Source organism: Roseovarius pelagicus, assembly GCF_025639885.1.
Classification (GTDB): domain Bacteria; phylum Pseudomonadota; class Alphaproteobacteria; order Rhodobacterales; family Rhodobacteraceae; genus Roseovarius; species Roseovarius pelagicus.
The window spans coordinates 2,888,236-2,910,252 of the sequence record NZ_CP106738.1; the positions used below are offsets into that span (position 1 = coordinate 2,888,236).

A 22,017-nucleotide genomic window follows, 5' to 3' on the forward strand; every position below is an offset into this window, starting at 1 on the left:
TCGCGTCGTTTCATGCGTCTGGCAATACCTTGCCGGGGTTGAGGATGCCATTGGGATCAAGTGCGGTCTTTATCGCCCGCATTGCGGCCAGAGCGCCGGGATTTTTGTGCTTTGTCATGCTGTCGCGTTTATGTGTGCCAATGCCATGTTCCGCAGAAAAACTGCCGCCCAGATCAATTGTTGCCTGTTCGACTTCGCTGTGGATGACGTCATGCACAGCGGTGTCCTCGGTCGAAGGCCAGCAAGAGAAATGCAGATTGCCATCCCCCAGATGCCCGACGGTGATATCCAGCGCGTCCGGATCATGCGCCGCGATGATTGCGGCAATCTGGTCCAGCAAGGTCTGCATCTGGTCAAGAGGAACCGCGATATCGTTGACGATGATCGGGTCATGCAGGCGGCAGACCTCGGCGGCGGCCTCGCGACGCGCCCACATCTCGGCGCGCTGCGTCTCGTTTTGCGCGACCACTGCATCAATCAATTTGCCGTCCTCAAAAAGCGCGCCCAGCGCCGCCTCGAGATGCGCGGCAATCGGGGTCTGTCCATCGTTCCCCGGCTGGGCCTCATCCGGGCGCGTGGTGGCGATTTCGAGCAGGATGTTGATCGCGTGGCTTTCGCTGAAGGGTTCGCGGGCATCCGGAAAACGCTCCAGATGCGCATCTATATAGGCGCGTGGCATGTATTCGAACGCCTGTACCGCACCTCCCGTTCTGCGCTGTAATTGGTTGAGCAAGCCCAGCGCATCATTCACATTCTCGACCGCCAGCATCGCGGTCGCATGGGCCAATGGGGCAGGGTGCAGTTTAAGAACGGCGGCAGTTATGACGCCCAGCGTCCCTTCTGCACCGATCAGTAGATGGCGTAAGTCATAGCCGGAGTTGTCCTTGTGCAGCTTGCGCATCAGGTCAACGACCTCGCCCGTGGGCAGTACCGCCTCAATTCCCAGACACAAGTCGCGGGTATTGCCGTATCGGACCACGTTCGACCCGCCAGCATTGGTAGACAGCGCACCACCAATCATAGCAGAGCCGCGCGCGCCGAAAAACAGCGGAAAGATAAGGCCGTGCTCGGCTACTGCGTCATGGATGCTACTCAGGATCGCGCCGGCCTCGACCACAGCTGTACGCGCAGAGGGATGGATGTCGCGAATGGCGTTCATGCGTGCCATCGACAGCAGGATCGCTCCTTTTGCCGCCGTTCCCCCGGCGAGACTGGTATTGCCAGATATCGGTACAACGGGCGTACGCGTTTCATTCGCCAGACGCATGATCGCCGCCACTTCGGCAGTGGTTCCGGGTCGGGCCACGGCAATCGGTTCTCCTTGGGGACGCTCCTCCCAGTCGACAGCGTAGGGTGCCGCGTCCGCCCCGGTCAGCACATGGGCGGTTCCGACGATGGATGCGAGTGCGTCGACAATTGTCTGCATGTGTCAGAATGCCTTGAACGTTAGAGTGGTTTCGGTGCGCTCGATCCCGTCGATACCCTGCAAACCATCATTGATGAACTTGCCTACATCTTCGTCCTCTGGGACATACATCTTCAGCAACAGATCAAATGGTCCGGAGGTCGAGTAAAGCTCGGAATGCATCTCTCGCAGGGCGATCTTTTCGGCGACGGTGTAGGTGGTGCCGGGGCGGCAGCGGATGTTGACGAAAGCGCAACGCATTGAGGTGTCTCCTGATCTATGTTTGGCGCATGGGTGGGCGTCGTATGAGGCGACCGGTGCGCGCCATGTGTCATCTATGCTCAGAGGGTGAGGTGCCGCGCCCGGCTGCCGCGTTCGATGGCCGCAGCGTGCAGACGGTCGATGTTCAACTCATACCGAATTTCCTCCAGCAAACGCAGCTCGGTATGCTCCAGCTTACCATCCGCCGCAGCGACATCGCAGGCCAATGCATAGGCGGTCTCAAAGAGGCGTTCGGGCAGGTTGTCGCGAACGAGACCAAAGAGAGCATCAAGCCCGTCCTCGACCGTAAAAAGATCGAATACGGTCTGTGCGGCACTGTTCATACGGTCCAGATCATAGTCGGCGAAAACCGGTAGGTTGTTCACGGCTGATTCAATCTTGACCAATTCGGCGGTGCGAATGTTTTCGTCAGAGGCTGACACTGCGACCATGACGGCCACAAGGCAATCCTGTGGGCTGAGGGGGTGCTGAATCTGCTCGGTCATGGGGGTTCCTTTGCGCGGTGCGTTGCGCCAGAGATTATTGACTGTGGTCCGCCTCGGCAATAGGTAGCAGCGGACCTGTGGCGCGCTCAAGTGCCGCGGAAAATCAGGAGTGTTCCCAATGTCCGATCTGCGCGACGCCGCGATGCAATCGAAAGCCTGGCCTTTTGAAGAAGCGCGCCGCCTGTTGAAACGGTACGAAAAGGCACCACCCGAAAAGGGATATGTGCTGTTTGAAACCGGATATGGACCCAGCGGCCTGCCGCATATCGGGACATTCGGCGAGGTCGCGCGTACGACGATGATCCGCCGTGCGTTCGAGATCATCAGCGATATCCCGACTAAGCTGATTTGTTTTTCTGACGATCTGGACGGGATGCGCAAGGTGCCGGGCAACGTGCCCAACCCCGAGGCATTGCAAGAACATCTGCAAAAGCCGCTCACGTCAGTGCCCGACCCTTTCGAGAAATTCCAAAGCTTTGGCGATCATAACAATGCCATGCTGCGGCGGTTTCTTGATACCTTTGGTTTCGAGTACGAGTTTATCTCGGCCACCGAATTCTATCGCTCGGGCCAATTCGATGCGATTCTGTTGCGCGCAGCAGAGCGATATGACGACGTGATGAAGGTGATGCTGAAAAGCTTGCGTGAAGAACGTCAGCAGACCTATTCAATCTTTCTTCCTATCCACCCGGAAACGGGACGGGTGATGTACGTCCCGATGAAGCATGTGGATGCCAAGGAAGGTACGATTACCTTTGATACGGAAGATGGCACCGAAATGACGTTGCCGGTGACTGGCGGTAACGTGAAGCTGCAATGGAAACCCGATTTCGGGGCGCGTTGGGCCGCGCTGGATGTCGATTTCGAGATGTACGGCAAGGACCACAGCACGAATACGCCGATCTATGACCGGATTTGCGAAATCCTCGGTGGCCGCAAGCCGGAACACTTCACCTATGAGTTATTCCTAGATGAGAACGGCCAGAAGATCAGCAAATCCTCAGGCAATGGTATCTCGATCGACGAATGGCTGAGCTATGCCTCGACCGAAAGTCTGTCGTACTTCATGTACCAGAAACCCAAGACGGCGAAACGGATGCATTTCGATGTAATCCCCAAGGCTGTGGATGAGTATCATCAGCAACTGCGCGCGTATGCCGGACAAGATGCGGCAGCGCGTGTGAACAACCCGGTGTTTCACATCCACGGCCATAACGTACCCGCCAGCAACATGGTGGTGCCGTTTGCGATGCTGTTGAACCTCGCCTCTGTCGCAGGGGCCGAGGAAAAAGCGCAGCTTTGGGGGTTCATCCAGCGATATGCACCCGACGCCAGTGCCGAAAGCCACCCAGATCTGGACCGGGCTGTTGGATTCGCACTGCGGTACTACAATGATTTTGTAAAGCCGCAGAAGGTGTATCGCGCACCGACGGATGCCGAACGCGAAGCGTTGGAGGCCCTGCGCGCAGATTTGGCCGGGTATGATGGCCCGGTCGAGGATGAGGCATTGCAATCAGTGGTTTACGCCGTTGGCCGCGACCGGTTCGATCCACTGCGCGATTGGTTCAAAGCACTGTATGAGGTGTTGCTGGGCGCGAGTCAGGGCCCCCGCTTTGGTGGGTTCATTGCGCTATATGGCGTGGACGAAACGATTGCGCTGATCGATGGGGCGCTGGCGGGCGAACTGGCCTGACGGCTGTCTGCTTTTACCGCACCTTTGGGGGCCGACTTCGTATGACGTTGTTGGCCCGCAAGGGAATTGCAAGGCGAAGCGTTATTTTTTGCGCCAGATCAAGGTGAACGCACTCCGATACCCGGAAAATGCGCAAAGGAGGCCCGTTATGAAATACCTGATATACTTGACAATGCTTGGTTTTTTGGCGGCTTGCGCGTCCGTGTCGATGCCAGAGCCGGACGAAGGCCGGGTGCTATATGCGCAGTACTGCAGCCAGTGCCATGGGCCCGCGGGCAAGGGAAATGGATCATGGGCCTCTGTGGTGGACCCCAAGCCGGCTGACCTGACGCAACTATCCCCGACTGGAATATTTCCCCGAGCGCGCGTTCTGTCGGTGATCGACGGTTATCATCGTGCTGGATTGCCTGACCAGCAGATGCCGGAATTCGGAGCGTTATTGCAGGGCGAGAGTGTGCCTGTAGATACCGGCGACGGGGTGATGACACCCACACCGCGCCCGCTGGCGGCACTGTTGGCATATCTGGAAAGCATTCAGGAAACCTGAGAGCTATCCAAACCTGCCGCACGCATTAATCGCCGGGTCTCTTCCTCCATAAGTCGCTCAACGCCTGCGCCTTCCACAGGTGTGCGCCCGACCTCTAGAAACAACGGCGCGGCCAGCGGGGTGACACGCGGTAGGCGCAGCAGGTCAATCCGCCCGTTGATCCGTGCGATCATTTCTTCGATGCGCCCGAAATCGACCAAGCCGCGCATTGCCTCGTTCCGGGTGATCCTCAGCAGGAGGTGATCCGGATCATATCTGGCCAATGTGTCGTAAAGGATATCGGACGAAAACGTCGCCTGTCGTCCTGATTTACGGGCTTGTGGCGTGTTGCGGTTGATCAACCCGGCGATCGTGGCCGATGCCCGAAAAGTGCGCTTCATCACTGCATTTCCCATCAGCCATACGTCCAGCCCCGCGCGAAGGTCGGCCGGATCAAACAGCGGGCCGGGATCGGTCAGCGGCTCCAGCCCCCAGATCAGCGTAGCATAGTCTGTCGATACGAACCCGAGAGGTGCTAAATCCAGTGCTTCCATTCTGTTGGTCAAGAGCAAGCCAAGCGTTTGCTGCGCATTGCGCCCGGCGAAGCCATAGATGCAGGCATATTCGCGGCCCTCATGGGGAAAGCTCTCAATTAGAAGGCTACCACGTTCTGGTAGGCGCGACACTTGTTGTTGCAGACGTAACCACTCGCGTGTGTGGTCAGGCAAGGCAGGCCAATCATCTTGTGCGAACATGTCCAATATGCGTTGGCTTAGCTGGGTTGATGTCGCGAATTTGGTCCCCGAGAATGTTGCAATCTTTGGCTTGTGGCCCTTGTCGCGGGTGACTTCGACGGTCATTTCGCGCAAACCCTCATAGCGTACCACATGTCCGCCGATCAGAAATGTATCGCCTGGGGTGAGCGTGGCGGCGAACGCTTCCTCGATTTCTCCCAGCGGTTTGCCACCTCGCGTGCGGCGTAGGCGCACTTTGAGAAGATCACTATCCTGAATCGTTCCGAGGTTCATGCGGATCAACCGGGCGCTGCGAGGATCGCGCAACTGCCACAGCCCGCAGGGACGCTGGATGAGACGCTGCCATTGGTCATAGGCGCGCAGGGCGTAGCCGCCGGTCGCACAGAAATCCAGACAGGCTTCAAAATCGGCACGGGTAAGGGCCGCATATGGGCCAGCGGTGATGACTTCGGCATAGAGTGCGTCGGCCGCGAACGAACCGGCGCAGGCCGTGATCAGTATCTGTTGACATAACACATCCAATGGACCGGCCCCGCGCGGCTCACCGTCCAGAGCGTGCTCTGTTACCGCTTGCAGTGCCGCATGACATTCTATCACTTCGAACCTGTTGGCCGGCACCAACAGGGCCTTTGATGGCGCGTTGTAACGGTGGTTGGCGCGCCCGATCCGCTGGACCAGACGCTTGACGTTTTTGGGGGCGCCAATCTGAATGACCAGATCCACGTCGCCCCAGTCAATGCCCAGATCAAGACTGCCGGTGCAAACGATTGCACGCAGTTCGCCGCGTTGCATCGCAGCCTCGACCCGTTGTCGTTGCGCGCGATCAAGGCTTCCGTGGTGGATGCCGATGGGCAGGTTCCCGTCGTTAGCAAGCCACAGGTTGCGAAAGAAAATCTCAGCCTGCGCGCGCGTGTTATGAAAGATCAGAGTCGTGTTGTGGCGTTCGATTTGATCCATGACCGCAGGAATCGCATGCGCTGCGCCGCCACCCGCCCACGGGGGTGGTGCGTCTGTCTGGAGCATCGCGATATCAGGATCGGGACCGGGGTCGGCCAGTAACACCTCGCAGGGGTCAGGGTGCCGCGCAAGCAGCCGCGCAATCGCTGGTGGGTCTTCTACCGTTGCTGATAACCCCACCCTTCGCATATCGGGGCAAAGCGTTTGCAGACGCGCCAAGGCCAGCATCAACTGATCGCCGCGCTTGCTCTCGGCCAGCGCATGTATTTCGTCCACCACCACACGTTTCAACCCTTTGAAAATGCGCGGCGCATCCTCGTAGGAGGTCAGCAGGGCCAAGCTTTCTGGCGTGGTTAGTAGTATATGCGGTGGGTCTGCGCGCTGACGGCGCTTGACGCTCTGGGATGTATCGCCAGTGCGGTCTTCGATCCGTACTGGCAGGCCCATTTCAGCAACCGGAGTTGTCAGATTGCGCCGGATGTCGGCAGCCAAGGCCTTGAGCGGCGAGATGTAAATGGTGTGCAGGCCGGTATGTGTATCACTGGCAAGATCGATCAACGTGGGCAGAAATCCTGCCAATGTCTTACCGCCGCCTGTGGGCGCGATCAATAACAGGGCAGAGGCATCCGACCGCTCCAGCATTGTCCGTTGATGCGGGTGGATGTCCCATCCGCGAGCGGAAAACCAATCGAGAAAAGCGGGAGGCAGGGCAGACATGCCCAATACCTAGCGCGCGCGCTACGATTTTTCGCGAAAAATCGTCCGGCCGGTGCAGCCAAAGCACGAAGCAAGCGAATTTTCGCAAAAAATCGGGTGCGCTTGCGCAATGGTGCTAGTTGACGATTTCCTCGTCCTTGACGAACATGTTCGCCCATGCCCGATCAATCAGGTCGGGGGTCATCTGATAGGGCATGCCCTCGAACTGGCAAATCGAAATCATCTGGTCGATCAGGAACACCGGCTGATAGTTGGCGTAGGTGTTGTCGATTGTCGGGTATTTCTTCTTGATCAGGTGGACCAGTGCTGCTTCGTCCAGTGGTAGCTGTTTCTTGCGCGCGACCATGGCAAAGATTTTCAGGTAATCTTTCTGACTCGGCCCGTCGATCTTGATCTTGTAGAAGATCCGGCGCAGCGCGGCTTGGTCAAAAATCTTGTTGGGGTGAAAGTTGGTTGAGAAAATTGCGAGCGTGTCAAACGGCACCTCGAATTTCTCGCCCGATTGCAGCGCCAGAATATCCTTGGACTCCTCCAGTGGAACGATCCATCGGTTCACGAGGTTCTGAGGCGGCTCGACCTGACGGCCAAGGTCGTCGACGATGAAAATGCCGCCCGTCGCCTTTAGCTGCAAAGGTGCCTGATACGTGCGCGCAGTGGGATTGTAGACCAGATCGAGCATATCAAGCGTCAGTTCTCCGCCGGTAATCACCGTGGGACGTTCGCAACGTACGTAGCGCGAATCAAATGTCCTGCGGCGGCGCAGGCTGTTGGGATCGTCCTCTTCGGCCTCGGCGCGTGAATGCACGATGGGGTCATATACCGTGATCACCTGACCTGCGTATTCGATGGCAAGCGGGACATAGATCTTGTCCCCCATAGCATCACGGATACCATTGGAAATGCTGGATTTACCGTTGCCCGGAGGGCCATACATCAGAATCGAGCGACCGGCACTGACAGCAGGACCGAGATGATCCAGCAGGCTGTCGGGCAGTACCAGATGGCCCATCGCCCCGGTTAGCTCTTCGCGCGTGATCTGGATATTGCGAATTGATTGGCGCCGCACCTGTTCGGCATACACACTGAGGGGCACGGGCATCGCGCCATAGTACTCAGATTGTTGCAAGGCGTCGAGAGCGCGCGCCTTGCCCATGTCAGTCAACTGGTAGCCCATTTCGCTACCCGCTGTGGCACTCATTGTGCCAGTGGCTTCTAGCAGACGTTGCTCACGGGCCATGTCGACCAGTTCCTGCGTGACGGTTCGGGGCAAGCAGACGGCTCTGGCCAGTTCGCTGACCATATCAATCGACTTGCGGAACATCGTCTTGATCAGGATGTCACGCATCATGACGACGGGCAGGCGCATATCGTCCAGCGTGGTGGGCGGCGGGGGTGGCTTCACGCCTTCGGTGATCTGCATATTCATTGTGTCTGGCCTCGTATCAGGTCGCTCGATTGCGAAACTGCCAGATAAAGGTGCAGAAAATATGGCGCGGGTCGGGCGGTATCAGGCGCCGTAAAGTGCGCCCAACACCAGATAGATAGCCAATGTGCCACCCAGGCACAGACCCATCGGGAATTTCTTGCCGCGTGACCAGCTCTCCCATTCGGGGGCCAACTGACGCAGTGACGTGTATTTGGCAATACGATGCGCGGTAAATCCGGCCAATAGGTTCGCGGCAAGTATCACGCAGAGCAGGCGCAGATCGCCCAACGCGATAAAAGGTGCAGCTGCCGCAGCGAATTTCGCATCGCCTGCGCCAATCAGGCCGGCGGCATTCATCACGATCCCCACCAGAAGCACGATAATCAGTTGAACCAGTCGCCAAATATATTGATCAAACGGAAGGGCGATCAATCCCACGATCAAAAAGATTGCGGCTAGCGCCAAGACGGCGAGGTTGGGAATCTTCATCACCCGCAGATCACTCCACGCTACCCAAAGGCAAACGGGAAGGACAAAGGGAAGGAACCACATGGCTGAGCTTGCGGTGATTTGCATCATGGGCCGGGCCCCTTTGCGGTGGCGCGAGTCAGTTGACCGCGGTGTTTTCCAAGGCACGCATCGAGCGCACAGCGGCTTCGAAATGTTGTGGGTGGGTGTCGATCGCATCGCGCAACAGGCCTTTGCCGGTCGTCACGTCGCCCTGTTTTATTGCCGCGAGGCCTAAAGTATATAGCAGTTGCGCGCGTTCGGTCTGGCTGACAGGCATGACTGGCAGCGTGTAATTGCGCTGTGCCCCGCGCGCCAATACGAGGTTGTTTTTGGCAGTGAACAGCGACTGATCCAGACGGATCGCATCGGTAAACAGCCGCTCTGCATCGGCAAAATCGCCGCGTGTCAGTTTGGAATAACCCCAGTTGTTCATCACGCCTGCGGGCCGCGTGGTCAGGCCCACGGCCGTTTCATAGAAACTGTCAGCGCGTTTCCATTCCTTGTTGCTATCGGCGATCATAGCCTCCAGCCGGTAGCGCTTGAATGTCTCATAGGTGGGCGGAACGCCATTCAGCACGGTCTCGGCCTGTTCCCATTCATTGTTCCGGATCAGAGCATCGGCCAAATCTACCTTGTCCTCGTCGTTGGCCTCTTTGTGGTCGACGACACGTTTCCATGCGGCAACTGCCTCGGTGTTGCGTTTGGCGCGCACAAGCGATTTGGCAAGGTTGCGTTGCAGATCGATCCGATCGGGTTGTTCCCCGGCGGTGCGCTGAAAATATGCAACCGCCTCGTTGGGGTCCGCCACCGTGAGCATCACATCGTTGAGATTGCTTTCATCAACGACATTCACGCCCTGAAAGGAGCGTTCCACAGTTGCATTGTCAGATTTTTCACATGCGGACAGCACTAAACTGCCCATTGCACAGAGCGTCAAAACGAGAGGGTGGCGCATTTTTGCGTCCTTTTACTGCCTTAGCCTCATCATGATATCGTGCGGATTAGGTAGTCACTGCTGCCGCGCCGTATCAATTTATAATTTTGTTCTTCCGAACCAGCATAGTAGGAATCATCGAGTTTTGCGAGTGCCAACCGAAAATTATCGCGAATTGAGTCACTTTCGCCATTATCGAGCGCATAGGCGCGGCGAAACACTTCGCTGGCTTCGGCAATTTCACCTTTTTCCATGAGAACGACGCCCAGATTGTTCCACGCTTCAGGCGATGATCCGTCTGCCTCGACGGCTTTCCGCAACAGTTCTTCAGCTTGGCCCAAACGTCCGAGACCGAGGTTCGCACTGCCAAAGCCGATGAGGATCTCCGGGGTCATCCCCTCATCCAAAGCGGCGCGTGAAAAGGCCTTGATGGCCAACTCATGCTCGCCCGCCCGGATCAGGCGGTGGCCGACGAGGGTGGCGTCGACTGCCGTCCCCGAACGCGAAACACCGGGCGCATAGGGACTGTCTGGCAGCTCAGGCTCTGCACAGCCTGCCAGCATAAAGCATCCCAAAATTACTGCGCCCGCTCGTTTCATCAGGCCTCATTTTTTTATCGTTGGATCAGTGCGAACTCATCGACGTTAGTTCCATGATACCCAGAACAGACGGTCCTACAAGGATGATCAACAGTGGTGGAACTGTAAGCATCATTGTGGCCAATGTCATCTTTGTTGGCAGCTTGTTGGCCTTTTCTTCGGCACGCATCACGCGCTTGTCGCGCATTTCGCCGGCGTAAACGCGCAAGGCGTCTGCGATGGACGTGCCGAACGTCTGTGACTGAACGAGAACGGTCACGAAGCTGGTGATGTCCTGTACACCGCAACGTTCCGACATTTCATTCAGAACAGAAGGTTTGTCGCGCCCGGCCTTGATTTGTTGACTGACGATTTCGAATTCGTCTGCGAGTGCCGGATAGGATGCGCGCATTTCCTGACTGACGCGAATGATCGACTGGTCCAGAGATTGACCCGCCTCGATACAAACCAACATCATGTCCAAGCTGTCGGGGAAACCGTCGGTGATTTCATCCTGCCGCGTTTGCTTGCGCTTGGTGATCCAATATTTCGGCAGCATGTAACCGGCGCCACCTGGACCTAGAATGTATAGCAGCATGGTTTTGGTGTCTGTTTCACCGCCCGACTTGAAAGCGACGTAGTAGAGTACGCCCAGAACCAAGAGGCCGATCCCGAGGGAGAATTGCGCAAAGTGAAAATAACGCACCGCGTCGCGGTTGCGATACCCTGCCTGAAGCAGGGTCAGGCGCATCTCGGAATATTGTTTCTCGTCTTGTGGCTCAAGAAACGTGGCATATTTGTCCAGCTTTTCATTGCGTGAGCCGGAGCGCAGTTTTTGTGTGCTGGTTTGCCCGGCGTTGCGGCTGGCCTGAGATTTTTTCAGCTTGGTCAGCGGATCGTCGCGCTGGTTCAGCATGATCGCAATCGTGATCAGGATCAGGAAAACCCCAAGCATACCAACGGCGATAATCGGGCCGAAAGGGCCCAATGCGCCGGTCAGGATTTCGTTGAGAAATGACATATCTGGCCTCTCAAACTTTGATATTCACAAGGGCGCGCATAACGATCAGGTTCAGTACCAGAAACACACCGACAACCAGACAGGCGGGGATGAAATAGGGGTGGTCCAGCACCTTGTCATAGTAATTCGGGTCGATCAGCTGAATGCCGACCATTGCCAGCAGCGGGAAACCTGACAGGAACTTGCCTGACCATTTGGCTTCGGCAGTGATCGCCTTGACGCGGCGAAACAGGCGGAATCGCGCGCGGATGACCTTGGCCAGACCGTCGAGGATCTCGGCCAGGTTACCACCCGATTGCTGCTGAATGGTCACCGCGACAGCGAGAAAGCGCAAGTCCTGCATGTCCAACCGTTCGGCCATTTCCTTGAGCGCCTCACCTACGTCACGGCCATAGGCCGCCTCATCCGCAATCATGCCGAATTCGCTGGCTAATGGATCCCCGACTTCGGTCGCGACGATCGAGATCGCTGATGAAAAGGGATGACCCACCCGCAAGGAACGCACCATGAGTTCGATCGCATCTGGCAATTGTTCTTCTAGCATCGCCATACGCTTGCCTGCTTTCATCGAAATCCAGGTAAAGACACCGCCCACACCCATGGCGACAGAGACGACTGCGCGGATTGGAACGGAGGTAGCAGTTCCGACCGACAGACCGATAAATGCGAGCGCGGCCAGACCCCCCATCAGCATGATCAATTGCTTGGGCGTGAATGCAATCGCGGCCTTTTGTGCTTTGGCCGACAGGATTGAATACAGCGGAATGCGTCGCGCCTTGAGGTGCTGCTGCATCTCCTTGCGAAGCTTTTCCATGACTTCTTCGCGATTGCCGCTCTTGTCCAGCATCTCCAGACGGCGGTTCACGCGGCTATTCAGACTGATGGATTTGCCAAAGACGGTCAGGTAGATGCCTTCGACAAGCACCAGAACGCCAACAAAGATGAGGCCGTAGATAATTGGTTCTGCGCTGATGCTCATGGGATTACTCCGGTCTCACGGGTTCATAGATGCTGGCCGGCAAATCATAGCCCCACAGACGGAACCGCTCGGAATAGTTGGAGCGTACGCCGGTCGCTGTGAAATGGCCGATGATCTTGTTCTCGGGGGTCAGGCCGACGCGCTGGAAGCGGAAGATTTCCTGCATCGAAATCACTTCACCCTCCATACCGGTGATCTCGGTGATTGAGGTCATGCGACGACTGCCATCCTGTAGACGGCTTGCCTGCACGATCAGGTTCACAGCGGATGCAATCTGTGAGCGCACAGCTTTTAACGGCATCTCAATCCCTGCCATCGCCACCATGTTTTCCAGACGGCTGACACCATCACGCGGGTTGTTGGCGTGAATCGTCGTCATAGAACCGTCGTGGCCCGTGTTCATTGCTTGCAGCATGTCGATGACTTCCTCGCCGCGCGTCTCGCCAACGATGATGCGATCGGGTCGCATCCGCAGCGCGTTCTTGAGGCAGTCGCGCGGGCTGACCTCTCCCTTGCCTTCGACGTTGGGGGGGCGGCTTTCCATTCGACCGACGTGGATCTGTTGCAGCTGAAGTTCCGCAGTATCCTCGATGGTCAGAATGCGTTCTGCATTGTCGATAAAGGAACTGAGCGCATTGAGTGTCGTTGTCTTACCCGAGCCGGTTCCGCCGGAAACGATGACGTTCAGGCGGCAGGCAACGGCGGCCTGTAGATAGGCGGCCATTTCTTCTGAGAACGCACCGAAGCTGACGAGATCATCAATTCCCAGTTTATCCTTTTTGAATTTACGGATCGAGACTAGGCTGCCATCCACGGCAACGGGCGGTACCATCGCGTTGAAACGTGAACCATCCAATAGACGCGCATCAACATAGGGATTCGATTCGTCTACCCGCCGTCCGACCGCGCTCACGATTTTGTCGATGATCCGCAGCAGGTGCTTTTCATCTTTGAACGTCACATCGCTGAGCGAAAGCTTACCGTCACGCTCGACGAAAATCTGATGCGGACCGTTGACGAGGATATCGTTAACGGTGTCGTCCTTCAAAAGCGTTTCCAGCGGACCGAGGCCGCGCACTTCATCGTACAGTTCTTGGGTAAGCGTGCTGCGCTCTTCACGATTCAGAACGATGCTGCGCTCTTCGAGCACTTCGGCGACGATCGAGCCGATTTCGGCGCGCAGGTCGGATTCTGTTGCGGTGTCCAGCGCGCTGAGGTTCAGATTATCGAGCAGGGCGCGATGCAGGTCGAGCTTGATTTCGCCTAACCGTTCCTTGCGCTTACGTTCTTTGTCCTGTGGTGCTGCCTTCGCATCTGCGGCCGGCAAGGGGCGCCGCAATGACGTAATGGCAGCCGGAGCTTCAGCCTTTGCTGATGCTGCGGCATTCGCAGGACCCGCAGCATTGGCAGCGGGCTTGCCCTTGGATAGCGCGTCCGCTTTAGCCGGAGCCGCGCTGGTTGGCTTTTTGTAACGTGAAAACATTTACTCGCCCCTATCAATAACTATGCCGCTTCGGCATCACTCTTGCCCAATTCATGCAAAGAAGAGGCCAGCTTGGCGATTTCCTTGCGCAGCGGATTCTTGGGTGCCGATGAGGCCAGCGGCAGGCCGTGGTCGGCCCCTTGGCTGACGGCCTTACCGCCGTCGGGCAACTGCAGTTCGATCCCGATTTCCAGACTTTCCGCCATCCGCTTGATCCGCGATTTACCATTCAGGTCGGTAAACTTGGGCGCGCGGTTGACGCAGAAACGCAGCCGTTCCAGTGGCAGGTCTTCTGCCTTGAGCGCGCGTTTCAGGCGCAGCGTGTTCTGCGCTGACCGCATATCCATCTCAAGCGTGACAAAGTAGATTTGCGCGGCAGTCAGGACTGTTTCAGTCCATTGCACCAGCGTGGTTGGCATGTCGACAATCACGTAATCGAAATGCTTGCGAGCCTGTTCCAGCACCCTGTTCACATCATCGGGTGAGATCAGATCGAGCGGCAGTACCTCGGGCGGCGCAGTCAAAACCCAAAGCCGATCCTCGTAGCTGACCAGAGCCTGCTTAAAGATGTCTTCGTCCATCGCTTCGGTGTCTGACCACATTTCGTAAACGGCATCGCGGCGCGGCAGATCCAGAAAGGTCGAGACCGAACCAAATTGCAGGCTCAGGTCAAGAATGCAGACGCGAGGGGCGTTTTCCTTGGCCACAGTCGCCAGTTCCCACGCGAGGTTCACTGCCAACGTCGTGGCACCGGTCCCTCCGGCGAGGCCATGTACACCCAGCATAACGCCATCTTCTGCGGTGGCTGTAGGAGCGGTCGATGCGGCCGGTGCCGGATCGGGCTTGCGCAGTCGTTCGATCGCCGCCTGCAGCTCGTTCTCGGGGAGGGGGTAGGGCACAAACTCGTCGGCACCTTCGCGCAGCAACTGGTGCAACGCCGCAGGGCTGACGTCATCGGCGATCAAGATCACCTTAATTCCGCGCATCCGCGCCAGGGTAATGATTTCGCTGATCATTGTCAGGCGTGCTTCGTCAGACTGGTCTATCGCAATTGCAACGAATTCGAGCGCCTCAGCCTCGGTTTGTTTCAGGTACGACAGCGCCTCGGGAAACCCGAGATCGCCCCAGGCTTCGCCAAGGGCGGCTTCCATATCTTCGATCAGCAGATCAAAGTTGCGCACGTCCCGGCTGATCGTACACGCGACGATCGGGCTGGCATCTGGTTGTTGTATCGCACTGCTCATTGCGTTTCGGTCCTATTTTTCCGCGTCACCTGTACCGGCGCCTCTACGATTGGTCGTTTTGGGGCGAACTGTCGGCGCGTCCCTGCTGCGCTGCGCCATGTGAATGACGCACGGCACATTTCACCCTGTCTGGAATATCGTCTGTAATGTTGGCAACAATACGGCCAAAAAACCATTTTTGTGCGAAAGATGGACGCCGCGGCTGGCGTGAGCGACAACATCGCAGGGCTGATTGCCCCCGTGGAACCTGACTGCGGGCAGTTCTTTGCGCCTACCGGGCTATACGTGTGTAGGCGTCGCAACGGGACAAGAAGAACCCGCCGACAGTGCGGCGGGCTTTAGGTGTCCCGGCAAGCCGGGCAGGGAGATAACTCTGCGTGTCTTATTCATCGGCGGTGGACGAACCACCGGCTTTGACGAGGATAAGATCAGAATCTGGTTTGGCACTGGTGACGTACTCGCGGAATACGACTTCGGCGTATTTCCCGTCCATCACGATTGGGTGGGAGCGGACAAAGCCCGAAACTTCGGTCACGGTCCGGCGGTTGCGGCGTTCACGGCCTTGGGTCACGATCAATGGCTGCGATTCGCCAAATGAGACGACGGCCTCCAATCGGGAACGATTGATGCCCTGCGAGGCCAGATATCCGACGACGGCGTTGGCGCGGGCCAAGCCCAGACGCTTATTAAAGCTGTTCGAACCGACAGCGTCGGTGTGTCCATAAACACGGAAGCGGACTTCCGGGAATTGTCGAATCCACGCAGCCTGTTCGCGGAGCGTGTCGCGCGCGCCAGCATCCAGTTGCGCTGAATTGAAGGCGAAGTTGACAGTACTGAGAACCTCGGTCGCGAAACGATTGGACAGATCATAGACGTAACTCTTCTCGCCAGACATGATCTGCGTGTTGTTCATGTTCGCATTGCCGAAGCTGCCGCCATCGACCAGAGAACCGGCCTCGTCGAAGTAGGAACGATACACCTGACCAGTGTTCTTGGAACAAGCTCCAAGAGCAATAACTGACAGAAAAATAAGTGCTTTTTTCATTGTTCTCGCACCTGCATCAATCCATTACGTAGCCATATGAGCCGCTGAAGTCCTGTTTGGCAACCTCTCCAGTCGGTCCGGTATCGGGCCCCACGTTGCGCGCAACGCGTCCGTTCAGGAATAGGTCTGCCTCGGATGGCAGGCGAACCCGGTCAGTGGGCAGCGCCAGCGCCTCTCCCTTGGTTGGGGTCACCAAGTGCGCGGTCACGATAATCACCAGCTCTGTTTGCGAGCGTTGATAATCGGCGCTACGGAAAAGAGCACCAAGGATTGGGATGTCACCAATCCAGGGTATCTGACCGTTGGTGTCCTGAAAATCATCCTGCAACAGCCCCGCGATGGCAAAGCTCTCGCCGTCGCGCATGGCGATGGTGGTCGAGGCGTCACGCCGACGGAACGCATTGATCGTAAAGCTGTTTACCCCGCCGATCGTGATCCCGTTGTTGGGGTCCAAAGCCGATACTGCGGCTGCAATTTCGAGGTTGATCACATCATCATCAAGCACACGCGGCACAAAGTTCAACTCAACACCAAAGGGTTTGTATTCGACGGTAATCGTGCTGTTGTCCTGAGCGATCGGAATCGGGTATTCGCCACCCGCAAGGAATTTTGCCTCTTGCCCCGACAGGGCCGTCAGATTTGGTTCTGCCAGAGTGCGCACAACGCCTTTGCTTTCAAGAGCTTGCATCAGGATGCCGATCTGAGCGGATCCTGCGTTAAAGCCAAAGAAAACCGCGCCATTGTTGGCCGATCCGTTCGGGCCAGTGCCTGGAACGACCCCTGCAATGTTGGCATTGGACGCGCCGGCATTGTTAGTCGAAGCACCTACGCCTAGGCCACCTGTCGACAGGCCGTCCACCGAGAGCGAAGTCGAAAGGCTCTTGGCCACGGTTCGCTGCATTTCGGCGAAACGCACTTTCAGCATGACCTGCTGTTTGCCCGATACGCTCATCAGGTTGGACACCCGTTCAGGTGCATAGCGTTCTGCCAGGTCCAGTGCGCGCTGCATGCGCGGGGTGCTGGAAACGGTGCCCGAAAGCACGATGCCATCATTGGCGGTACGCACTTCGATTCGCTCATTCGGAAGGATCTGGCGCAACCGTTCCTTGAACTCCGATACATCGGCGCTCACCCGGACTTCGACATTGGTAATAAGCCTGCCGTTTTCATCGAGCAGCGTCAGTGTCGTACGCCCCGGCGATTTGCCGAGGACATAGATGGTACGATCCGACAAGGTCGAAAAATCGGCGATAGATGGGTTCGCGATGCTCAGTTCTGCAAAGGGTACGTCGCTTTCGACAACGACAGCACGGTTCATCGCAACACTTAGATCGCGGCCCGTGCCTTTACGAACGACATGCAGGCTTTCTGCATGAACCGGCGCAGGGCCTGTGCCCGCGCAAATGGCAAACCCCAGCAGGGCTGCCGCAAAAATACTTCTACTTTTCATGTGACCTGCCTTTTCCGATCACGCCTCATTTCGGGTCTTTTTGCCCGTATTGCTTATTAGTCTGAGGCATTTTGACTTTTTTATCAAGAATCAATGCTACTTAGCCGATTTTTATCAGATTGGACGTTAAACAGTTGCATGAAAGAAACGGGGCATCGCAGAAGCGACACCCCGATTTTGCAAGTGTTTTCAGTGGGCCATGTCATCGCGCCGCCTGTATTTTTGCAGGTCCACGGGGCGTGATCACGCGAGCACAACATCAATAGTTTGGGCGTTTTCGATCACGCATGTGGTTTGAAGCGATTGCAGGATGCATCAGTTCGTGCACGGGATCGGTGTGATGATGACCTCAGAACCGCGGCGCGTCCGGATCGAGCAGACCTGCTCTTGCGGACGTTCAACAGCCACCGGTGAGCTTGCGAGCCCGAGCAATTGATGTTGGTCTATTTCAATCGCAGTAGTGATCGTGTCATCCTGGGCACCAACCAACGAAAGGCTCAGGCGTCCGGTCGACTGGGCTTGCTGCAACGCCGCGACCTGTTCGGGGCGCGCCGATACCGTAACTGTGCGTGCGATTTGCGCCTTTAGGTCGTCGCCGTTCGCACTTTGATCGATTGCGATCAGCTTGATCCCGGCCTCGATCAGTTTGGTCACGTCGCCGCTGGAATTACCTTCGGTGCGCATGGCATCGCCGCCGATGCTGCCGGTCCAATAGACATCTACCCGATCTCCGGGGCGCAGAAAGCCAGATACACCAGAGGTACGGTCCACTTCGATCGCGAATGCACGCATGCCGCGCTCCAGAGCGTTCGTGATGCCGGCATCTTCGCCGGGGCCGGTTACTTTGACTGCGAGAATCGCCTCGAATTTCTCCATCGCGCGCAAGACTGTGCGCGGCTCGTCTTCACCTTCAGGGAACAGCGCCTCTTCAGTGCCGTAGATACCCTCAGGCAGAGATGCTTTGGGAAACTTAACCAGTTGGACGTCTTTTTTCATCAGGCGCTGGCCATATTTCAATGGTTCTTTGGCGACGTAGATATCGACCGTTTCGATCACAGGTGCGCGGGATTTGCGTTCTTGGGCCAGCTGGGCCTGATAGCCTTGGATATAATTCTTGGCCATATATACGGCAAAGCCAGCAAGGCCGAGCCCCACCACAAGTACCAGTCCAAAAACAGCGCGCATGGCCTATCCTTTCGTCGTTACGTCTTTGCCGCACGCGGGCGACCGCGAGTCGGCATTATCCAATCCGGTTTGTATCCGGTAATTGTGGCAAAACCGGGTTCACCCGGTGTTTGCTTTGCGGTGGTTCGGCCTGTGTAGGGCGAGCGAAGAAGCGGTTATCTGTTAACGCCGCTGACGCTTACGCCGGAAACTTCGTTTTTGATGTCGCCAGACAGTTTTGACGATGCGCCCATCATCTCTGCTACGCCGCCGGCTGCCAGACCTACAACGGCTGCGGTCAGAACAACCCAATCGACCGTCACCGCGCCATCTTCGTCGCGTTTGAAAATTCTGAGATTTCTGATCTTCTTCATAGCAGCACCTCGATGTTGATGTGGCAGCTCATGAAAGCAACGATCAGATGACCTGAACGCAAGAAAACGGGCGTTCGAAAAAACCGATACTGCGGTGCTGCATGAGGCAGACTTGGGTGTATTAACACCAGAGAGCCGCAAATCCGTGACTTGCGGCTCTCCGTAACTTGGGTGGCGAAGCTAGAAATTAGCTGCCAACGCCTGTGACGGCAGTTGCTTCGACGCCAGTCTGAATGTCGTCTGCCAGGTTGCCAATACCGGTCGAAACAGTCGACACGCCTGCAACACCCAGGCCAACCACAGCAGCGGTCAGAACGACCCAGTCAACTGTCACGGCACCGTCTTCGTCTTTGCTGAAGTTTTTGAAAAATTTGATCATGGTTTGGTCCCTCCAAAGGATCATAAAGTTTACTCAGGTTCGTAACCGTTTTGCTTTCTGGCCGCCTCTCTCTGTTGGCCGTCTGCGCTGCGGTATGGGGAGATATAGCCAGTCAATTCGGGCAGGAATTGGGCACGATTGGTTCGATTTTGGAGCAGATTAATATTTCCGTAAGGTAACTTGTTAACATATTGTTTTATAACGATATAAAAATCTGAAAAATTTCGATTTCATGCGGGGACTGTACCGAATTGATGTCCGTTTGCGGTTGATTGACCCCAAAAACGCACCAATAGCTGGTAAAAATCGAAGACTTTTGCGATGCTCAGGTCAATAATCAACAGGCCGAGCAGTCCGCCGTGAGTAAAATTATGAAAAAATACGTATTGGCGGCGATGCTGTCAGTTCTGAGTGCAGGCGCGCTAGCGGGCGATCCCGCACCATTTCCCGAGTTTACCTTTAAGATGGGCAAACCACCCAAGGCTGGAACGGCCAAGCGTATCACGATCCAGATCGAACCGGGCGATCAGGCGACACCGTCAGCGCCGGCAAAGCCCGATGACGTCCCCGGCGCTCCGGTGCGTGCCGCGCAATACGATTGGTTTTGGGATCATATCCCTCCGGGTTACTCGGATGCGGGTGCGCTGCGGTTTGAAACGGCATTGCAGAAATTGGCGCAGCCGCCCGCAGGTGCCGCAGCCCCGCGACCGCGCTTGCAGCACATTCAGCAAATCGCGCTCAGCCAAGGCCAGAACATCCTTATGGCGACGATTGGCACCGATGTATCCCCGGCGCTCGTATTGGCAGTGATTTCGGTTGAGTCCGGCGGGCGCGACGACGCGCTCAGCGAAAAGGGCGCGCAGGGTCTGATGCAGCTGATCCCGGCCACGGCAACGCGCTTTGGCGTGGACGACAGTCTGGCGGCAGATCAGAATATCAAGGGCGGGGTGGCCTACCTTGATTGGTTGCTAAAGGAGTTCAAGGGCGATCCGATCTTGGCGCTGGCGGGGTACAACGCGGGCGAGAACGCGGTGAAAGCAAATGAGGGCGTCCCTCCATATCCAGAAACGCGCGACTATATACCAAAGGTTCTAGCCGCCTATGATGTCGCGCGCGGGCTATGCAAGACACGGCCGCAATTCATATCCGATGGCTGCGCGCTGAACCTGGCCATGAAATAGAATTGGGCGCCTCCTATATATAAGAGCCGCCCAACAAGTCCGTATTCGAGATGTCTGGGTCAGACGAGCGTGGCCTCGGTCGCGGCGCGCAACTCGTCTTCGGTCACGCCGTCCGCAGTCTCGACGATGCGCAGACCGCCCTCGACCACATCCAGCACGCCCAGATTGGTAATGATCCGGTCCACAACACCTTTGCCGGTCAGGGGCAGGGTGCAGGACTTCAGCACCTTGCTGTCGCCGTGTTTGTTGGTGTGGTCCATGACCACGACCACACGGCCAACGCCCGCGACCAGATCCATCGCGCCGCCCATGCCTTTGACCAGCTTGCCGGGGATCATCCAGTTCGCCAGATCGCCATTCTCGGCCACTTCCATCGCGCCGAGGATTGCGGCGGCGATTTTTCCACCGCGGATCATGCCAAAGCTTTGCGCGCTGTCGAAATAGGCAGTGCGGCTCAGTTCAGTGATGGTCTGCTTGCCTGCGTTGATCAGGTCCGGGTCTTCGTCACCTTCAAGCGGGAAAGGCCCCATGCCAAGCATGCCGTTCTCGGATTGCAGGGTGATGTCCTTGTCACCAACATAGTTCGCCACCAGCGTCGGGATCCCGATGCCAAGGTTCACGTACATGCCGTCTTCCAGCTCTTGTGCCGCGCGGGCGGCCATTTGATTGCGATCCCAAGGCATCATGCGTCCTCCCTTTTGCGAACGGTGCGTTGTTCAATACGCTTTTCGTGATCACCCTGAACGATCCGATGCACATAAATGCCGGGCAGGTGGATGCTGTCGGGGTCCAGTGACCCGCGCGGCACGATCTCTTCGACCTCGGCGATGCAGATCTTGCCACACATGGCTGCGGGTGGGTTAAAGTTACGGGCCGTCTTGCGGAACACGAGGTTCCCGGTGTCATCGGCCTTCCATGCCTTAACGATCGACAGATCGGCAAAGATACCGCGTTCGAGGATGTATTCCTCGGGTTGACCATCGGGGCCAGTGGGAAACTCCTTCACTTCCTTGCCTTCGGCGATAACTGTGCCCACTCCGGTTTTGGTATAAAAACCTGGAATGCCGCAGCCGCCCGCGCGCATCCGCTCGGCCAGCGTGCCTTGCGGGTTGAATTCCAGCTCCAACTCGCCGCTCAGATATTGACGCATGAATTCGGCGTTCTCGCCGACATAGGATGACAGCATCTTTTTCACCTGCCGCGTTTGCAGCAGAATACCGATACCAAAATCGTCGACGCCGGCATTGTTAGAGGCAAAGGTCAGATCCTTGGTGCCTGCCTCCTTGATCGCCTGCAACAGCAGCTCTGGAATGCCGCAGAGACCAAAGCCCCCCGACGCGATGAACATTCCATCAAACAGCACGCCGTCCAGTGCCTCTTTGGCGGATCCATAGACCTTTTTCATCAAAGCCCCCTCGTTGTGATTGGT

The 22,017-nt window shown here is 56.9% G+C and carries 22 protein-coding genes; 3 read left to right on the top strand and 19 right to left on the bottom strand.

Annotated features, from left to right (window positions below):
- Nucleotides 1-10: 10 nt before the first annotated feature.
- The 3 genes from N7U68_RS15370 to N7U68_RS15380 all read right to left on the bottom strand — a co-directional run bounded on the left by N7U68_RS15370 (nt 11) and on the right by N7U68_RS15380 (nt 2,172).
- Nucleotides 11-1,426 (bottom strand): FAD-binding oxidoreductase, encoded by a 1,416-nt coding sequence (locus N7U68_RS15370; RefSeq protein ID WP_263047384.1) that lies wholly within the window; start codon nt 1,424-1,426, stop codon nt 11-13.
- A 3-nt stretch (nt 1,427-1,429) separates the two neighbouring features.
- Nucleotides 1,430-1,666 carry an Lrp/AsnC ligand binding domain-containing protein gene (locus N7U68_RS15375; RefSeq protein WP_263047385.1) on the bottom strand — a complete coding sequence of 79 codons (237 nt, stop codon included), beginning with the start codon at nt 1,664-1,666 and terminating at the stop codon, nt 1,430-1,432.
- 80 nt (nt 1,667-1,746) lie between these two features.
- The gene (locus N7U68_RS15380) at nt 1,747-2,172 is read right to left on the bottom strand and encodes a tellurite resistance TerB family protein (protein ID WP_165194165.1); all 426 of its coding nucleotides are present in this window, start codon (nt 2,170-2,172) and stop codon (nt 1,747-1,749) included.
- Between the two features lie 118 nt (nt 2,173-2,290).
- Here N7U68_RS15380 and N7U68_RS15385 point away from each other — a divergent pair, with 118 nt between their 5' ends.
- Together N7U68_RS15385 and N7U68_RS15390 are read left to right on the top strand one after the other, a co-directional pair.
- The gene (locus tag N7U68_RS15385) at nt 2,291-3,865 is read left to right on the top strand and encodes a lysine--tRNA ligase (protein WP_263047386.1); all 1,575 of its coding nucleotides are present in this window, start codon (nt 2,291-2,293) and stop codon (nt 3,863-3,865) included.
- A 148-nt stretch (nt 3,866-4,013) separates the two neighbouring features.
- Complete coding sequence (locus tag N7U68_RS15390; RefSeq protein ID WP_165194162.1) at nt 4,014-4,412, top strand: c-type cytochrome; 399 nt, start codon at nt 4,014-4,016, stop codon at nt 4,410-4,412.
- Here N7U68_RS15390 and N7U68_RS15395 read toward each other — a convergent pair.
- The 14 genes from N7U68_RS15395 to N7U68_RS15460 all read right to left on the bottom strand — a co-directional run bounded on the left by N7U68_RS15395 (nt 4,400) and on the right by N7U68_RS15460 (nt 19,407).
- Nucleotides 4,400-6,820 carry a ligase-associated DNA damage response DEXH box helicase gene (locus tag N7U68_RS15395; RefSeq protein ID WP_263047387.1) on the bottom strand — a complete coding sequence of 807 codons (2,421 nt, stop codon included), beginning with the start codon at nt 6,818-6,820 and terminating at the stop codon, nt 4,400-4,402. The genes N7U68_RS15390 and N7U68_RS15395 overlap by 13 nt on opposite strands.
- Nucleotides 6,821-6,935: 115 nt before the next feature.
- On the bottom strand, nt 6,936-8,246 hold the full coding sequence (locus tag N7U68_RS15400) for a DUF8689 domain-containing protein (protein WP_165194159.1): 1,311 nt from the start codon (nt 8,244-8,246) through the stop codon (nt 6,936-6,938).
- An 81-nt stretch (nt 8,247-8,327) separates the two neighbouring features.
- Entirely contained in the window at nt 8,328-8,822 is a 495-nt protein-coding gene (locus N7U68_RS15405) for a prepilin peptidase (RefSeq protein WP_263049170.1), read from the bottom strand.
- A 31-nt stretch (nt 8,823-8,853) separates the two neighbouring features.
- Nucleotides 8,854-9,711 (bottom strand): tetratricopeptide repeat protein, encoded by an 858-nt coding sequence (locus tag N7U68_RS15410; RefSeq protein ID WP_263047388.1) that lies wholly within the window; start codon nt 9,709-9,711, stop codon nt 8,854-8,856.
- 29 nt (nt 9,712-9,740) lie between these two features.
- Complete coding sequence (locus tag N7U68_RS15415) at nt 9,741-10,253, bottom strand: tetratricopeptide repeat protein (protein WP_263049171.1); 513 nt, start codon at nt 10,251-10,253, stop codon at nt 9,741-9,743.
- 61 nt (nt 10,254-10,314) lie between these two features.
- Nucleotides 10,315-11,289, bottom strand: a complete 975-nt coding sequence (locus N7U68_RS15420; protein WP_165194154.1) for a type II secretion system F family protein — start codon at nt 11,287-11,289, stop codon at nt 10,315-10,317.
- Between the two features lie 10 nt (nt 11,290-11,299).
- Complete coding sequence (locus N7U68_RS15425; RefSeq protein ID WP_165194153.1) at nt 11,300-12,268, bottom strand: type II secretion system F family protein; 969 nt, start codon at nt 12,266-12,268, stop codon at nt 11,300-11,302.
- Nucleotides 12,269-12,272: 4 nt separating this feature from the next.
- The gene (locus N7U68_RS15430; RefSeq protein ID WP_263047389.1) at nt 12,273-13,751 is read right to left on the bottom strand and encodes a TadA family conjugal transfer-associated ATPase; all 1,479 of its coding nucleotides are present in this window, start codon (nt 13,749-13,751) and stop codon (nt 12,273-12,275) included.
- Between the two features lie 20 nt (nt 13,752-13,771).
- Complete coding sequence (locus N7U68_RS15435) at nt 13,772-14,995, bottom strand: CpaE/TadZ family protein (protein WP_165194150.1); 1,224 nt, start codon at nt 14,993-14,995, stop codon at nt 13,772-13,774.
- 382 nt (nt 14,996-15,377) lie between these two features.
- The gene (locus N7U68_RS15440) at nt 15,378-16,040 is read right to left on the bottom strand and encodes an OmpA family protein (protein WP_165194148.1); all 663 of its coding nucleotides are present in this window, start codon (nt 16,038-16,040) and stop codon (nt 15,378-15,380) included.
- Nucleotides 16,041-16,056: 16 nt separating this feature from the next.
- Nucleotides 16,057-17,490, bottom strand: coding sequence for a type II and III secretion system protein family protein (locus tag N7U68_RS15445; protein WP_165194146.1), 1,434 nt, complete (start codon nt 17,488-17,490; stop codon nt 16,057-16,059).
- Between the two features lie 315 nt (nt 17,491-17,805).
- Nucleotides 17,806-18,675 (bottom strand): Flp pilus assembly protein CpaB, encoded by an 870-nt coding sequence (gene cpaB / locus N7U68_RS15450; RefSeq protein WP_165194144.1) that lies wholly within the window; start codon nt 18,673-18,675, stop codon nt 17,806-17,808.
- A gap of 155 nt (nt 18,676-18,830) precedes the next feature.
- Complete coding sequence (locus N7U68_RS15455; protein WP_165194142.1) at nt 18,831-19,028, bottom strand: DUF1345 domain-containing protein; 198 nt, start codon at nt 19,026-19,028, stop codon at nt 18,831-18,833.
- A gap of 187 nt (nt 19,029-19,215) precedes the next feature.
- Nucleotides 19,216-19,407, bottom strand: coding sequence for a Flp family type IVb pilin (locus N7U68_RS15460; RefSeq protein WP_165194140.1), 192 nt, complete (start codon nt 19,405-19,407; stop codon nt 19,216-19,218).
- A 371-nt stretch (nt 19,408-19,778) separates the two neighbouring features.
- Between N7U68_RS15460 and N7U68_RS15465 the strand changes: the two genes are divergently transcribed.
- Nucleotides 19,779-20,588 carry a lytic transglycosylase domain-containing protein gene (locus N7U68_RS15465; protein ID WP_165194138.1) on the top strand — a complete coding sequence of 270 codons (810 nt, stop codon included), beginning with the start codon at nt 19,779-19,781 and terminating at the stop codon, nt 20,586-20,588.
- A 59-nt stretch (nt 20,589-20,647) separates the two neighbouring features.
- On the opposite strand, the gene N7U68_RS15470 is transcribed toward N7U68_RS15465, so the two are convergent.
- On the bottom strand, nt 20,648-21,271 hold the full coding sequence (locus N7U68_RS15470) for a 3-oxoacid CoA-transferase subunit B (RefSeq protein WP_263049172.1): 624 nt from the start codon (nt 21,269-21,271) through the stop codon (nt 20,648-20,650).
- Nucleotides 21,271-21,993 carry a CoA transferase subunit A gene (locus N7U68_RS15475; protein ID WP_263047390.1) on the bottom strand — a complete coding sequence of 241 codons (723 nt, stop codon included), beginning with the start codon at nt 21,991-21,993 and terminating at the stop codon, nt 21,271-21,273. Before N7U68_RS15475 ends, N7U68_RS15470 begins: the two co-directional genes overlap by 1 nt.
- Nucleotides 21,994-22,017: the final 24 nt, after the last annotated feature.

Excerpts from the sequence above, each read along its gene's own strand:
- N7U68_RS15445 (WP_165194146.1), bottom strand. The coding sequence starts at position 17,490 with ATGAAAAGTAGAAGTATTTTTGCGGCAGCCCTGCTGGGGTTTGCCATT.
- N7U68_RS15440 (WP_165194148.1), bottom strand. The coding sequence starts at position 16,040 with ATGAAAAAAGCACTTATTTTTCTGTCAGTTATTGCTCTTGGAGCTTGT.
- N7U68_RS15380 (WP_165194165.1), bottom strand. The coding sequence starts at position 2,172 with ATGACCGAGCAGATTCAGCACCCCCTCAGCCCACAGGATTGCCTTGTG.
- N7U68_RS15420 (WP_165194154.1), bottom strand. The coding sequence starts at position 11,289 with ATGTCATTTCTCAACGAAATCCTGACCGGCGCATTGGGCCCTTTCGGC.
- N7U68_RS15405 (WP_263049170.1), bottom strand. The coding sequence starts at position 8,822 with ATGCAAATCACCGCAAGCTCAGCCATGTGGTTCCTTCCCTTTGTCCTT.
- N7U68_RS15455 (WP_165194142.1), bottom strand. The coding sequence starts at position 19,028 with ATGAAGAAGATCAGAAATCTCAGAATTTTCAAACGCGACGAAGATGGC.
- N7U68_RS15415 (WP_263049171.1), bottom strand. The coding sequence starts at position 10,253 with ATGCTGGCAGGCTGTGCAGAGCCTGAGCTGCCAGACAGTCCCTATGCG.
- N7U68_RS15435 (WP_165194150.1), bottom strand. The coding sequence starts at position 14,995 with ATGAGCAGTGCGATACAACAACCAGATGCCAGCCCGATCGTCGCGTGT.
- N7U68_RS15395 (WP_263047387.1), bottom strand. The coding sequence starts at position 6,820 with ATGTCTGCCCTGCCTCCCGCTTTTCTCGATTGGTTTTCCGCTCGCGGA.
- N7U68_RS15460 (WP_165194140.1), bottom strand. The coding sequence starts at position 19,407 with ATGATCAAATTTTTCAAAAACTTCAGCAAAGACGAAGACGGTGCCGTG.
- N7U68_RS15390 (WP_165194162.1), top strand. The coding sequence starts at position 4,014 with ATGAAATACCTGATATACTTGACAATGCTTGGTTTTTTGGCGGCTTGC.
- N7U68_RS15370 (WP_263047384.1), bottom strand. The coding sequence starts at position 1,426 with ATGCAGACAATTGTCGACGCACTCGCATCCATCGTCGGAACCGCCCAT.
- N7U68_RS15430 (WP_263047389.1), bottom strand. The coding sequence starts at position 13,751 with ATGTTTTCACGTTACAAAAAGCCAACCAGCGCGGCTCCGGCTAAAGCG.
- N7U68_RS15375 (WP_263047385.1), bottom strand. The coding sequence starts at position 1,666 with ATGCGTTGCGCTTTCGTCAACATCCGCTGCCGCCCCGGCACCACCTAC.
- N7U68_RS15425 (WP_165194153.1), bottom strand. The coding sequence starts at position 12,268 with ATGAGCATCAGCGCAGAACCAATTATCTACGGCCTCATCTTTGTTGGC.
- N7U68_RS15410 (WP_263047388.1), bottom strand. The coding sequence starts at position 9,711 with ATGCGCCACCCTCTCGTTTTGACGCTCTGTGCAATGGGCAGTTTAGTG.
- N7U68_RS15470 (WP_263049172.1), bottom strand. The coding sequence starts at position 21,271 with ATGCCTTGGGATCGCAATCAAATGGCCGCCCGCGCGGCACAAGAGCTG.
- N7U68_RS15475 (WP_263047390.1), bottom strand. The coding sequence starts at position 21,993 with ATGAAAAAGGTCTATGGATCCGCCAAAGAGGCACTGGACGGCGTGCTG.
- N7U68_RS15465 (WP_165194138.1), top strand. The coding sequence starts at position 19,779 with ATGAAAAAATACGTATTGGCGGCGATGCTGTCAGTTCTGAGTGCAGGC.
- N7U68_RS15400 (WP_165194159.1), bottom strand. The coding sequence starts at position 8,246 with ATGAATATGCAGATCACCGAAGGCGTGAAGCCACCCCCGCCGCCCACC.
- N7U68_RS15385 (WP_263047386.1), top strand. The coding sequence starts at position 2,291 with ATGTCCGATCTGCGCGACGCCGCGATGCAATCGAAAGCCTGGCCTTTT.
- cpaB (WP_165194144.1), bottom strand. The coding sequence starts at position 18,675 with ATGCGCGCTGTTTTTGGACTGGTACTTGTGGTGGGGCTCGGCCTTGCT.